Annotated in this window: 13 protein-coding genes and 1 pseudogene; all 14 read right to left on the bottom strand. The window is 63.4% G+C overall.

The window, feature by feature from the left end:
• Positions 1-18 precede the first annotated feature (18 nt).
• The 14 genes and pseudogenes from CDPAHKCJ_RS09730 to CDPAHKCJ_RS09670 all read right to left on the bottom strand — a co-directional run bounded on the left by CDPAHKCJ_RS09730 (position 19) and on the right by CDPAHKCJ_RS09670 (position 13,319).
• Positions 19-1,188 (bottom strand): iron-containing alcohol dehydrogenase, encoded by a 1,170-nt coding sequence (locus tag CDPAHKCJ_RS09730; RefSeq protein WP_166019637.1) that lies wholly within the window; start codon positions 1,186-1,188, stop codon positions 19-21.
• A gap of 406 nt (positions 1,189-1,594) precedes the next feature.
• Entirely contained in the window at positions 1,595-2,344 is a 750-nt protein-coding gene (locus CDPAHKCJ_RS09725) for an ABC transporter permease subunit (protein WP_166019636.1), read from the bottom strand.
• Between the two features lies 1 nt (position 2,345).
• A complete protein-coding gene (locus tag CDPAHKCJ_RS09720) occupies positions 2,346-3,065 on the bottom strand; it encodes an ABC transporter permease subunit (RefSeq protein WP_166019635.1) in 720 nt (239 codons plus the stop codon).
• Between the two features lie 117 nt (positions 3,066-3,182).
• Positions 3,183-4,058, bottom strand: a complete 876-nt coding sequence (locus CDPAHKCJ_RS09715; protein ID WP_240916749.1) for a transporter substrate-binding domain-containing protein — start codon at positions 4,056-4,058, stop codon at positions 3,183-3,185.
• 95 nt (positions 4,059-4,153) lie between these two features.
• Positions 4,154-4,933, bottom strand: coding sequence for an amino acid ABC transporter ATP-binding protein (locus CDPAHKCJ_RS09710; protein ID WP_166019634.1), 780 nt, complete (start codon positions 4,931-4,933; stop codon positions 4,154-4,156).
• Positions 4,934-5,405: 472 nt separating this feature from the next.
• Complete coding sequence (locus CDPAHKCJ_RS09705) at positions 5,406-6,386, bottom strand: ABC transporter substrate-binding protein (RefSeq protein ID WP_240916748.1); 981 nt, start codon at positions 6,384-6,386, stop codon at positions 5,406-5,408.
• Between the two features lie 76 nt (positions 6,387-6,462).
• Entirely contained in the window at positions 6,463-7,068 is a 606-nt protein-coding gene (locus CDPAHKCJ_RS09700) for an HD domain-containing protein (protein ID WP_166019885.1), read from the bottom strand.
• 20 nt (positions 7,069-7,088) lie between these two features.
• Entirely contained in the window at positions 7,089-8,186 is a 1,098-nt protein-coding gene (locus CDPAHKCJ_RS09695) for a TauD/TfdA family dioxygenase (RefSeq protein WP_240916769.1), read from the bottom strand.
• A 276-nt stretch (positions 8,187-8,462) separates the two neighbouring features.
• A complete protein-coding gene (locus CDPAHKCJ_RS09690; protein WP_166019633.1) occupies positions 8,463-9,062 on the bottom strand; it encodes an SDR family oxidoreductase in 600 nt (199 codons plus the stop codon).
• A gap of 89 nt (positions 9,063-9,151) precedes the next feature.
• Positions 9,152-9,502, bottom strand: coding sequence for a TRAP transporter large permease subunit (locus CDPAHKCJ_RS13485; protein WP_277343456.1), 351 nt, complete (start codon positions 9,500-9,502; stop codon positions 9,152-9,154).
• Between the two features lie 124 nt (positions 9,503-9,626).
• A pseudogene (locus tag CDPAHKCJ_RS13480) lies at positions 9,627-9,926 on the bottom strand (TRAP transporter large permease subunit); the annotation flags it as partial.
• 171 nt (positions 9,927-10,097) lie between these two features.
• Positions 10,098-11,447 (bottom strand): TRAP transporter large permease subunit, encoded by a 1,350-nt coding sequence (locus tag CDPAHKCJ_RS09680; RefSeq protein WP_166019632.1) that lies wholly within the window; start codon positions 11,445-11,447, stop codon positions 10,098-10,100.
• Positions 11,437-12,183 (bottom strand): TRAP transporter small permease subunit, encoded by a 747-nt coding sequence (locus CDPAHKCJ_RS09675; protein WP_166019631.1) that lies wholly within the window; start codon positions 12,181-12,183, stop codon positions 11,437-11,439. Before CDPAHKCJ_RS09675 ends, CDPAHKCJ_RS09680 begins: the two co-directional genes overlap by 11 nt.
• Entirely contained in the window at positions 12,180-13,319 is a 1,140-nt protein-coding gene (locus CDPAHKCJ_RS09670) for a TRAP transporter substrate-binding protein (RefSeq protein ID WP_240916747.1), read from the bottom strand. The genes CDPAHKCJ_RS09675 and CDPAHKCJ_RS09670 overlap by 4 nt, the downstream gene beginning before the upstream one ends.
• Between the last annotated feature and the right edge of the window lie 404 nt (positions 13,320-13,723).

Here is a 13,723-nt window from a genome sequence, read left to right as displayed (position 1 = left end):
GAAAGGAGATTCAGCGCTTCAGTAGGCCGCGCGATAGATACTTTCGATATCGGCTTGGCTGAGCTGACGTGGATTGTTGCGCAGCAGGCGCTCGACCTTGAAGGCATCTGCCGCAAGTGAGGGGATGTCCTCTTCGGGGATGTCGAAATGGCGCAGGCCGCTGGGGATGTCCACATCACGACATAGCTTATGTAGTCGCTCGACGACCAGTTCGGCAGTAGCTTCATCCTTCAGCTTGCGATGTGGTGTATCGAGAGCCTCCGCAATGTCCCGGAAGCGCTCGACACAAGCCAATGCATTCCAGCGCATCACGTGGGGCAACAGCAGCGCATTGGTCACGCCATGTGGCAGGTGGTAGCGCCCTCCCAATGGATAGGCCAAGGCGTGCACCGCCCCGACACCGGCATTGCCGAATGCCATCCCGGCGAGCAGGCTGCCAGTCGCCATGTCTTCACGCGCCTTGAGATCGGCAGGATTGGCATAGGCCTTGGGCAAGGCCTTGATGATCAGGCGCATGGCCTTCATGGCCAGTGCATCGGTGATCGGCGTGGCGAAATTGGAAAGATAGGCTTCGATGGCGTGGACGAGCGCATCGACACCGCTGGCGGCAGTAACATGTCGGGGGCAGCTCACCGTCAGCTCCGGGGCAACGATGGCAACATCTGGCAGCAAGTAGTCATTGACGATGCCTTTCTTCATCCTCGCTTCGGTATCAGACAGAATCCCGATGTTGGTCACCTCGGACCCGGTGCCTGATGTCGTCGGCATGGCGATAAGTGGCGCACCGCGGACACGCGCCTTGTTCTCGCCAAACAGACTCTCGAGATCACCATCATGGGTGGCATACACCGCCACGCATTTGGCGATATCCATCGCACTGCCACCGCCTACCGCGATCAGGCTATCGCAGCCCCCCTCGCGGTAGCTGCTCATGCAGTCCTCGACGATATGCACTTCAGGTTCGGCGCTGACATCACTGAAGATGCGATAGTCCGTCAGGTGCCCCCTGGACTTGAGGTCATCCAATTGAGCCTTGATCGGCTCCAGTGTTCCTGACCCCAGTACACCAGGGTCGGTGACCAACATCGGCGAATGCATGCCCAGTCGCATGACCTCCTCAGCAAGACGAGTCGAGGCTTGTTGCCCGGTGATCAGACGATTGGCAGATTTGAAGCTGGCGATACTCATGGCGATATCCTTTGGTGAGTGACGAGATGAATCCGCTGACCGCGTCTCTTGTCACTGTGGATAGCAAGCGCCATGCCAGCACCATTCACCTTACAACCTACTGATATTACTAACATTATTTTCAACCACCCTCCCAAGGTCGCTACACCAATGGTCTAGAGATGATTCTATATCACATCAAATAAGCGCCAATTTGATTCCCTATGGAATCAGAGACGATGTCTATCATGCTGTGCAGCCGGCGTGGAGTGCCTATACCGAAAAGTATGCGAATGACCAGAAGCGCACCCCGCAGAAAGCATACAAAAACGCCGAGTCGACTGACTCGGCGTTTTTGTATGCAGACGTGAATAGCCTGTGCGAGGGGTACTTGGCAGGAGATCAGCGATGGCCGAGGCGAGCGGCTTTACGCAGTCCTTGGCTGACGCAGACGCGAGAGCAGTCCACCACTGCGTGCCTGGGCACGGACACCCGGGAAGTTGAGCTCCACCTGGCGCAGGCACAGGGTCAGCAGGATGGTCAGCAGCAGGTAGATGGCGCCAATGAACAGCAGCGGCTCATAGGTGAGGAAGTTCTCGTCACGAATGATGTTGGCGACCTGCAGCAGGTCCATCATGGCGATCGTCGAGACCAGCGGCACCGACTTGAGCAGCAGGATGATCTCGCCGGTCAGAGTCGGCAGGCACAGCTGGATGGCACGCGGCAGCCAGAGACGGAAGAAGACCTGGAACGGCCCCATGCCGAAGGCACGGCCTGCTTCACGCTCGCCCGGTGGCACGCTGAGCAGCGCCCCCCGCAGGACCTCCCCCGTGTAGGCGCCCACCGAGAGCGTGAAGGTCAGGGTGGCGTAGAAGAAGGGATCACGCAGAATGCTCCAGAACAGACTCTCGCGAATGCCGGGGACGCCTTCCAGCAGGCGGCCGATGCCGTAATAGAAGAAGAACAGTTGCACCAGCAAGGGCGTGCCGCGCATCACGAGGGTCACGCCGCCCGCCAGGCAGGCGAGAGGCCTGGGGCCCTTGATGCGCGCCATCGCCATGCCGATCGCCAGGCTGAAACCCAGCACGGCGGATACCACCAGCAGCACCAGGGTATTGATCAACCCTTCCCACAGCGATTCCTGGTAGTAGGGGTCCGATAACCAGCTGAAATCCATGTCACGCCTCCTGGGCTGAAATATCGGGTTCGCCTCGGCGCACGTAGCGCTCCAGCCGGCTGAAGGCGGCGCTTGAGGTCAAGGTCATCAGCAGGTACAGCAATCCCGCCACGCTGTAGAACAGGAAATAGGCACGGGTGCTGGCGGCCGCCTGTTGCACGGTGAAGAACAGCTCGCTGAAGCCGATGACGCTGATCAAGGCAGTGTCCTTGATCAGGATCAGCCACAGGTTGGACATGCCCGGCAGTGCATTGGGCAGCATGCCTGGCAGCGTGATGTAGCGGAAACGTGCCATGGGCGAGAAGCCATAGGCATCGGCCGCTTCCAGCTGGCCCTTGGGAATGGCCAGGATGGCGCCGCGGAAGACCTCGGTCATGTAGGCACCCTGCACGAAGGCCAGCACACCGACGGCAGTGACGAAGCCGCTGATCTCGATCTGGCCTTCGACACCCAGCGCGTTCATGAGCGCCGTGAGCGCCTGGGAGCCGCCGTAGTACAGCAGGATGATCAACAACAGCTCCGGTACGGCCCGTACGGCGGTGGAATAGCTGGTGGCCAGCGCGCGCAGCGGCGCCCAGGGGCTGAGCCTGGCCGCCGCCCCCACCAGCCCGAGCAGCAGTCCGATGGCATAGGCGGCAAAGGCGATCTGCAGAGTGGTGACGGCACCGGACAGGATCGGGCTCGCCCAGTCGGCGAGCCCTTCTTCAGGAAAAAGGGTCATGGTCATGGGCCTTGTCGGGTCAGGTAATGAGGCCTGTGCCCACGCTCATGCATCCGACCGCGTGAGCGTGGGCAACCTTTTCAGGCAGGCAAGGCAGGTCTGCGAAACGTGCCGCGATCAGCCCAGGCAGACATCGGTATCGAAGTACTTGTTCGAGAGCGCCGTGCAGGTGCCGTCCGCGTAGACCTGCTTGATGGCCCCATCGAGCGCATCCTTCAGCGCGCCATCCTCCTTGCGAACCCCGATACCGGCACCGATCCCGTAGGCCTCATGTTGCGGTGTGGTGGCCTTGATCTCGAAGTTGCTGGCCTCGTCGCGCTTGATCAGCGCACTCATGGCGATCTCATCGGCCAGAATCACGTCCACGCGCCCGGCCAGCAGGTCACTGTTGACCTGCTCCTGCTGGTCATACAGACGCACATCGACGCCGGTGCTTCTCAGTGCCTTGCGGGCGAAGTTGGCGTGGGTGGTCGCGGCCTGGGTGCCGAGTATCTTGCCGTCGAGCCCTTCGGGAATCTCGATATCGAGATCCTTGGAAGCGACATAGGCACCCGGCGAGTTGTAGTAGGGAATGCTGAAATCGATGACCTTCTCGCGGGCCTTGGTGATGGTCATCGAATTCATGATCATGTCGATACGACCGGCCTTCAGCGAGGGAATGATGCCGCTCCAGCCTGTGGGGGTAATCTCGCACTCACGTTGCATGGCGTCACAGATCGCGTTGGCCAGCTCCACTTCGAAGCCGGTCCACTCGCCGCTGGCGGAGGTATAGGTAAAGGGCGGGTAAGGTTCGGCGGAAATGCCGACCTTGAGCGTGTCGGCGGCGTGCACCTGGGCGGCGCCAAGCGTCAGGCCAGCCAGTGCCAGTCCCCCCATCATCAGTGCACCGGCCAGCTTGCGCAGCGCAGATGTGGAAGTCGAGGCAGAACGCGTTCCGCGCGCGGTCAGTGAAGGTGTCTTGGCAGCGAATCCAGCATCGTTCTTCAAGATCATCAGGCCATCTCCTGGCTATTGTTGTGGGTCCATCTGCGTCATGGTGAGGAGATCCATGACGGGGTGCGACAAGAGGGGAAGTGCTACGGGGAAGCTCAGGCCGCCGGGGCGATGAAGCGGCGGCAGCGCTCGTGCGTGGTTCGCTCGAAGACCTCCTCGGGACTTCCGGCCACGCCCACCCTGCCCTCATCGAGGAACACGATCTGGTCGGAGACCTCTCTGGCGAAGGCCATCTCATGCGTCACCATCAGCATGGTGCGGCCTTCGTCGGCGAGGCTTCTGATGACGCTGAGCACTTCACTGACGCGCTCCGGGTCCAGTGCCGAGGTCGGCTCATCGAAGAGCAGCACGCGTGGCTCCATCGCCAGCGCACGCGCGATCGCGACCCGCTGCTGCTGACCACCGGAGAGAAAGGCCGGATAGGTATCGGCGCGCTCCAGCATGCCGACGCGCTCCAGATAATGCTCCGCGATGCGCGTCGCCTCGCGCCGCGACATGCCCTTCACGCGCATCGGCGCCTCGGTAACATTGCCGAGCACGGTCAGGTGCGGCCAGAGGTTGAACTGCTGGAAGACCATGGTGACCTTGGTACGCAGCCGCTGGATCTGACGCCGATCCAGGCCCACGAGGCCGCCACGGCTGTCGCGCTGGAAGCGCACATGCTCATCGGCGATCGAGAGCTCTCCCCCGTCGGGGCGTTCGAGCAGATTCATGCAACGCAGCAAGGTGCTCTTGCCGGAGCCGCTGGCGCCGATGATGGTGGTGACGGTGCCTTCCTTCACACGCAAGGAGATGTCGTGCAGCACGGCCAGATCACCGTAATGCTTGACGATATGGTTGGCCTCCACGACGACACGTGAGGAAGCGGGAGCCATTGGCCGACCCGGGGCCATGTCATTCGTTGTCTGCGATGGGGAGATGCCTGTGCTGTCTACGGTCATCGAGCGGTTCATGGGAGATACCTTCGAGGAAGAGATAGTCATCAGCGACTCACGAGTGGGTGGCGATGGATGGGCGATCGTGCAGCCTGTATCGGCACGGGGCACCATCACGGTGCACCCTGAGGCTCTCTGGTCAGGCCGGCGATGGCTGGAAGACGCCAGCCTCACCGCGTCAGGCTGCGAGTACAGCGATCACGCGAAAGCCTATTGATACAGTTGTATAGCAAGAGACGTTCCACTTTGCCTCATCCCGCGCCTGAGGTTGGGCGAATGGCGGACTCGCCATGGCGTGCGCGCCCCATGAGCGACGCAGCAACGCAACACGGGGCGGAGCCCTTGCAGCCCTCGCCCCGTGTTGTCATCGCGATAGGTCATCGCAATAGGTCATCGCGATAGAGTGGCGTTATCAGTCCTGCAGGCTGGCCTTCACGGCAGCGACGGCATCCTCCCCCTCGCGCGTGGTCACGCCATCCAGAAACTCCGCCAGCCGGTCCGGGTGGGCAGCCAGCCAGTCGCGCGCCACCTCATCGAGGTCACGCTCCTTCAGGCTGTATTCGAGGATGAAGTCGCTCTGCTCCTCGGAGCTGAAGACCAGCTGATCGAGAAAGCGTGTCAGGTTGGGATTGGCTTCGGCGTAGGCGGTGCGCACGACGGTCTTGACGTCACTGGCGCCATTGTCGGGGCCGAATACCGATTCCGGGTCTTCCAGGATATGGGTGTCGAATTCCGGCACCATCCAGTGCGGTGTCCAGCCGTAGAAGGCGATCCAGCGTTGCTCGCGCTGGGCGGCACGCACCTCGCTGAGCATGCCCGGCGTCGAGGATTCCATCGCATCCCAGTCACCCAGGCCATAGACATCATCGTCGATGGCGCCATTGAGCATGTCGCTGATGGTGGAGCCACTTTCGATGGAGTAGATGGTCTCATCGAATTCATCGGCATGGGCGGCCAGGTCCGCCGCACTGTGGATACCCGCGTCATAGACATAGCCCGGCACCGCGAAGCCCATCCGGGCACCGGTGACGTTGTTGCCGAGATCCGTGATCGCCCCGGCCGCCATGGCCGCGTCGTAGCTGTCCTGCTGGGCTGGCAGCCAGCCGGCGAGGAAGGCGTCGCTGTCGCCGGTGGTCAGGGTGTTGTAGCCGACGGTGGAACTGACTTCCTGTCGCTCCACGTCATACCCCAGCGGGGCGAGAATCCGGGCGACGATCTCGCTCTTGACGGTGACACCAGGCCAGGGCGGCACGATGAGTGTCAGGGTGTCGTCCTTGTCCTGGGCAGGGGCCGCCAGCGTTGCCGTACTGAGCAGCAATGCGCCGAGCGTGACGAGTCCACGGCGAGCACCGCACATCGGAGAGGATGTCAGGCAGGTCAGGGGTCGCTTCATCTTGTCGTTCCTTGTCAGCACCGGTCGAGCCGGGCCTTGTTGTCGTGAGTGCCAATGGGGAGTGCCAGGCGGGGTCTTACATGTCTTGCGCGGGGGCTTCAGCCGGGGACGCAGACACCAGTTCCGGCAGGCCACCGAAAGGTTCGCGTGCCATCACGCGCGCAAGCATCGGGATGAAATGCTCAAGCGGCAGGGTGTCGTATTCGGGGTCGAAGCTGGTCTGGTCCCATTCGTCGCAGAAGCGCACGGTACGTTCATAGGCAGGATGCCCGGCATGGGCCTCGCGGGCGTGGCGGTCCTGCCCGAAGAATTCGCGGTAGTGATAGCCCTGGAACAGCTCGTGATGACGAATCATCCAGGTATTGAGCGGGTCGATGAACGGCTCGAGGATACCGGCGGCGATCTCGGCATGATTGGCCGGCGCGAGGTCATCACCGATGTCATGCAGCAGCGCGCAGACCACCATCTCCTCATCGGCGCCGGCGCGCAGTGCGCGGGTGGCGGTCTGCAGGCAGTGTTCGTAGCGGTCCACCGGGTAGCCGTGATGATCGCCCTTGAGACGCCCCAGGTGTTCGAGCACGCGCCGACAGGCGTCGGACTGGTAGTCCCGGAAGCGCGCATCGATCAGCGCCCACTCGGCGTGCGTGCTTTCCTCGAAACTGCGGAAGCGAGCCTGGGTCATCGGAACATTATCTTGCTGACTCATGCGCTGGCCTCCTCCTTGATGTCCGGCTGACCGCTGAGCTGATCGGCCAGCAGCAGACGCCGGCTAGCGGTGGAATCGCGGTCCACGTAACCCTGACGCATATGCCGGACACCGCCTTCCAGCTGGAAGGCACTGCGACCATGGAACAAGCGGTAGTTGTCCATGATCAGCATCTGGCCCGGCGCCAGCTTGAGGTGCAGCGTGAAGTCGTCACCGGAAATCAGGCGGTAGAACGCCTGACGGGCCGCGTAGTAACGGCGCAGTGTCGCGCTCGGCAGCGCCGGCACCCGCTCGGTACGGTTGGAGAAACGTACCCGGACCACCTGACCACGGCTGTCCAGCTCGATCAGCGGACCCTCGCTCTCCAGGCGCGTGGTCGCGTCGTGATAGCGGAAACCGGGCGTGACTTCTGTCAGGCAGGCGAAGGCCTCGGGGTCTTCGCGGCGCAGGTGCTCGGCGGCACTGAAGCCATCCACCAGCGTGCTGTCGCCGCCGATACCGGCATTGCACAGACAGTGCAGCCAGATATAGCCGGGAATCGGGTCGCGGTAGGGATTGTCGGTGTGCGGTTCCAGCCCGCGCTGGGTCATGGTCAGGTCATAGGCATTGGCGACGGATTTCACGTCAGCGATACCGCCCCAGTTGGTGCGTCGCAACGGCCCGATGCGATGGATCAGGCTCTGCATGCCATCTTCCGTGTTCGGCACGCCACTGACCCTCACGAAGCCGAAGCGCTGCAACTGCGTGAGCATGTCCAGCAGAGCTGCGTCATCTTCCAGCGCCGCCCCGAAGTCCGTCTCGGGCAGCCGGGATAGATCCCCCTTCCAGAAGGTCATGTCCTCATAGGCCTGCGGCGCTCGACATTCCGCCAGCAGCGACGCCAGCGAGAAGCTCGTCGCATGGCCGTCACTGAAGGCCAGCGACAGCGTATCGCCGTCCAGTTGCGCCTCGCTCAGGTTCAGCTCCAGCGGCAGGTCCGCCGCTTCGATCAGGCGCTGGCCGGTCAGGGGATCAAGTGTCGCGTCATCAGGATTCCGCTCGCGCAGCCAGAGCGCCTCGAGGGTCAGATCGCCCTCGGCATGACTCAGGTGCAGTTGTTGTCCATGATCTTGCAGACAGACGGAAGGCAGGGTGCTGGGCACTTGAGGGTCTCCACGGCGGGGGAGCGGCACGAGGGTAATGTCTGGCAGGTGCCCGCTCACAGAGGCTGGTCAGGTATATATCCCCTTTACCTTATGCCTCTATCGACCGTGTGGATTGATGATATTGGACGAATACTTGATGAAATTGGCCATATGTCAGACCAGCAGACGACAAGACGCGGCCGTGGCATTGATTGCCACGGCCGCGTCTTGTCGCATGACAGGCGATCAATCGCTCAGATGCAGCACCTGCCCGTTGAGCGCCCGCCCGGCACCACCGGCCAGAAAACGCGCGCACTCTGCCACGGCGTCCGGTCGGCTGCCCTCGGGGCACAGCAGATTGGCGCGCACCTTGTCAGGGGCACGTGATGCGAGACGCTGGATCAATTCCCCCAGTGCCGCCTGCGCCATGGCAGTGCCATGAGGCTCCTGCGAGAGCAGCGGCGAGGACAGCGGTGGCGCCACGGCCAGCAGACGGCCGCCGTGACGCAGCATGCGCGCACAGGCCGCCTTGAGCAGCGCGCCGGGCCCGGCGACCTGCGCGACCAGACAGGCTTCCAGCGACTGTCCGGCCACGGCCTGCGGCGGCATGCAGACCAGCACATCGAGACGCCCGAGACGCGCCACCAGTGTCTCAAAGCAGCCCTCGCCGACCACCTGGCCGAAACGGTCCGACTGCTCACCGCCCAGGGCATCCAGCACCCGCTCGAGGTCCGCCTGGGCGATGCCCATCAGGGCGATGATGGCGCCATCTTCCAGAAAGGTGCGCGCCATGGCCTCCAGCCACTCCCCCTGCCCCGCGATCAATACCCTGCGTCGTGGCAGCATCTCGTTCTCCCTGATAGCTCGCTCCAGCGATCACGCACTCGCCGCACACACCACTTCCCTATCGTGGTAGACGGCACGGCAGACGGCACTCATGGCATCAGCCCCGGCAACCACAGCACCAGCGCCGGGAACAGCATGCACAGCACCAGCCCCGCCAGCTGCAGGCCGACGAAGGGCAGAATCGAGCGATAGATCGTGCCGATGGACACCTGCCCGGCGGTGATGCCCTTGAGGTAGAACAGCGCATAGCCGAAGGGTGGCGTCAGGAAACTCGTCTGCAGGTTGATGGCGACCAGAATCGCGAACCACACCAGCAGCCCCTGGCCGGAAAGCCCGAGCCCGAAGTCCAGCGCCTCGACCACCGGCGCCACCAGCGGCAGCACCACGAAGCTGATCTCGATCCACTCGAGGAAGAAGCCAAGCACGAAGATCAGCCCCATCAGCAGCAACAGCAGGCCGTAGGGGCCAAGGCCGGTGCCGGTGATGACATCCTCGATCAGGTAGCTTGAAGACCACCGAGAAGCAGGTCGCGCCGATGACGACGAACAGGATCATCGCGCTGGTACGCGAGGTATCGCGCAGCGTGTTGCGCAGGGTGTCAAAGGACAGCCCGCCCATCACCAACGCCAGCAGCAGACTGCCGCCCGCGCCGATGGCCGCGGCCTCGGTGGGCGTGGCGATACCGGTCATGATCGAGCCCAGCACCGCGACGATCAGCACCATCGGGCCGAGCAGGTCACGCAACAATGCCAGCGGCAGCGGTGTCTTGTCGGTGCCGAGCAGCGACTGGTCCGGCAGCGGTGCCCAGTCCGGGCGCAGCTTGGCGGTGATCAGCAGATAGGCGACGTAGAGCGCGCCGAGCATCAGCCCCGGAATCAGCGCCGCCTTGCATGGCCTCCAGCCACTCCCCCTGCCCCGCGATCAATACCCTGCGTCGTGGCAGCATCTCGTTCTCCCTGATAGCTCGCTCCAGCGATCACGCACTCGCCGCACACACCACTTCCCTATCGTGGTAGACGGCACGGCAGACGGCACTCATGGCATCAGCCCCGGCAACCACAGCACCAGCGCCGGGAACAGCATGCACAGCACCAGCCCCGCCAGCTGCAGGCCGACGAAGGGCAGAATCGAGCGATAGATCGTGCCGATGGACACCTGCCCGGCGGTGATGCCCTTGAGGTAGAACAGCGCATAGCCGAAGGGTGGCGTCAGGAAACTCGTCTGCAGGTTGATGGCGACCAGAATCGCGAACCACACCAGCAGCCCCTGGCCGGAAAGCCCGAGCCCGAAGTCCAGCGCCTCGACCACCGGCGCCACCAGCGGCAGCACCACGAAGCTGATCTCGATCCACTCGAGGAAGAAGCCAAGCACGAAGATCAGCCCCATCAGCAGCAACAGCAGGCCGTAGGGGCCAAGGCCGGTGCCGGTGATGACATCCTCGATCAGGTAGTCACCGCCCAGGCGCTTGAAGACCACCGAGAAGCAGGTCGCGCCGATGACGACGAACAGGATCATCGCGCTGGTGCGCGAGGTGTCCCTGAGCGTGTTGCGCAGGGTGGAGAAGGACAGCCCGCCCATCACCAGCGCCAGCAGCAGACTGCCGCCCGCGCCGATGGCCGCGGCCTCGGTGGGCGTGGCGATACCGGTCATGATCGAGCCCAGCACCGCGACGATCAGCACCATCGGGCCGAGCAGATCCCGCAGCAGCGCCAGCGGCAGCGGTGTCTTGTCGGTGCCGAGCAGCGACTGATCCGGCAGCGGTGCCCAGTCAGGACGCAGCTTGGCGGTGATCAGCAGATAGGCCACGTAGAGCGCGCCGAGCATCAACCCCGGAATCAGCGCCGCCTTGAACAGCGCCCCCACCGAGATCTGCAGGATGGAGCCCATCAGCACCAGCATGATCGAGGGCGGAATCAGGATACCCAGGGTGCCGGAGGCCGCGATCACGCCACAGGCCATCTCGGCCTTGTAGCCCTGCCCCAGCATCACCGGCAGCGCCAGCAGGCCCAGCATGACTACCGAGGCGCCGATGATGCCGGTACTGGCCGCCATCACCACGCCCAGCAGTGCCACCGAGACGGCCAGACCGCCATGCACGCGACCGAACAGGCGCTGCAACGTCATCAACAGATTGCGCGCCACGCCGGAGCTTTCCAGCATCAGCCCCATGAACACGAATAGCGGAATCGCGATCAGCAGCCAGTTCTCGATCACGCCGCCGAAGATGCGCGAGCCGACGGTGCCGAGAAACGGCAGCGGAATATCACCGATGAAGGCGAACAGGATACCCAACCCGCCGAGCAGGAAGGCCACCGGATAGCCGGAGAAGATACCGATCAGAAGTGCCACCACCATGGTGATGGGCAAGGCGTATTCAGCGAGCATCGTCATGGCTCCCGTCTGCAGGACTCTTGGGTGCCGTCGTGCCGGCCGTCTCATGTGCTGCGGTGTCCTGCATCGCGCCTGACTGAGGTGCAAGGCCGGACAGACTGGCAATCTCGTGGTCCTTCAGGCGCTCAGGAGTGCGCGCCGGGTCGAACAGGCAGGCCAGATTCTCGAAGATCTGCCCCAGCGCGCCGAGGGCGAGAAACACCAGCCCCGCCGGCAGCATCGCCTTGATCAGGTAGCGGTCCACCAGCCCGCCGTAGTTGGACTTCTCGCCGGACATGTAGGACATGGTGACGAAGTGCTTGGACAGCCAGGCGATCAGCAGGCAGAAGGGAATCAGCATGATGAGGTGGCCGAGGATATCGACCACGGCGCGTCCGCGCGGCGAGAGACGCTGGTAGAACAGATCGACCCGCACATGCGTGTCGCTGTGCAGGGCGTAGGTGCCACCGAAGAGCGTGAGGATACCGAACAGGTGCCACTGCAACTCGGTGACGGAATTGATGGTGATCGCGGTGCCGAACAGCAGCACATCGGGCGACCCCCAGTTGGCGATCTCATTGATGCCCAGGGCGTTGAGCGTGACGGTGGTGAGCACGGCCAGGATGATCGCCAGACCCAACCAGCTGGTCCAGCGACCCACCCACAGCCCCAGGCCGACCAGCGGTCGGCCCAGGGCGCCACACACCGCCCCGCCCTGTGCCCGCCAGGGCGCAAGGCGGGGGTCGGTCATTGTGCGCTGCCCCCATCATCCTTCATGGCCATCGGCTGCGGCATGGCCTGCAGCTTGTACCATTCGTCGATCAGGGCCGCGTGCTTCATCAGCGAGTCATAGGCCTTGGCGAAGTCCGGATTGGTCTGCTTCTCTTCGGCCAGCACCTCCCCCCAGGCTTCCTGCAGCGCGGTCATCACCGGCTCCGGGAAGCGCTTGACCTCGACCCCCTTCTCTTCGAGCTCATGGATTGCCCGCACCTGAGCCGGCGGCGCTTCGGCCATCGCCCACTGCAGGGTCGCGCGGCAGGCGGTCTGGAACTGCGCCTTGCGCTCATCGCTGTAGCTGTCCCACACCTGCTGGTTGATCAGCAGCGAGAACCAGCTGGCGCTCTGGTGCCAACCCGGGAAGTAGTAGTACTTGGCGACTTCATTGAAGCCCATCGCTTGATCGACCTGCGGCACCGAGAACTCGGTGGCATCGACACGGCCACGCTCCAGCGCGAGGTAGATCTCGCTGCCCGGCACCAGCTGGGTCGAGGCGCCCAGCTTGTTGAGCACCTTGGCGCCGAGGCCGGAGATGCGCATCGACAGGCCCTTGAAGTCCTCCGGCGAGTTGATTTCCTTGTTGTACCAGCCGCCCGTCTCCTGCGGAGAGATGAAGCACGGCAGCACCTTCACGCCGTAGGGGTCGTAGGCGGCCTGAACCAGCTCGGTACCCTCACCGGCCCACATCCAGGACATGAAGGCTTCCGGGCTCGGACCGAACGGCAGTGCGCCGTAGAGGTTGGTGATCGGCACCGTGCCGGCCCAGTAGCCCATCCAGTCCCAACCGGCCTGTACCGCACCGGAAGACACGGAGTTGAAGACTTCGAAGGCTGGCACGAGATCGCCCGGCTCGTGCACGCGCAGGCCGACTTCACCGCCGGTGGCGCTCTTGAGTTCCTCGGACAGGCGCACGGCACCGGCACCGAGGAAGTTCTTGGTCGAGAAGGTACTGGCGACGTCGAGCTGTTTCGGCCCTTCCGCCTGAGCTGGCGCGGCGGCCATCAAGGTAGTGGTGGCCACGGCCGCCGCAATGGCAGCTCCGAGGCGCAGGCGGCGGGTCGGCGTCGACAGGTGTGACGCTGAAGTATGTGGCGTGGCGTGTTGCGACATGGTGCGGCTCCCTGATTTGTTGTTGTGCTCGCTGGTCGTACGGCTTGTGGCTTGCTGGACATGAGCCACATTGCAAGATGACGCTTACGTCAACTTACCCACCGACAACGCAAGCGCCTGACCACGCCACAACAACGTCAATGATTTCAGAGAGCTACGAGAGCAAGGCCCGCGCGAGGCGACTCACTGCGCCTTGCGCGGCAGTGTCGGCTCGCGACAGCGTCCGGAAAGCCGGACACTCAGATCGCCAAGGCTGCGACCAAGGTCGCGCGCTGACATGCATTCTGTCTACGACTCCAGTCGAATATGCCGATAGAGGAATGCAGACCCCATGCGGGTAGGCACGACGTGGGGTGGTGTGAAACGCGCAGCGTCCGGAATTCCGGTCACTGACCGAATTTCCG

This window comes from Cobetia sp. MB87, from assembly GCF_011319755.1.
Classification (GTDB): Bacteria; Pseudomonadota; Gammaproteobacteria; order Pseudomonadales; family Halomonadaceae; genus Cobetia.
This window is presented reverse-complemented; position numbering and strand designations above follow the sequence as displayed.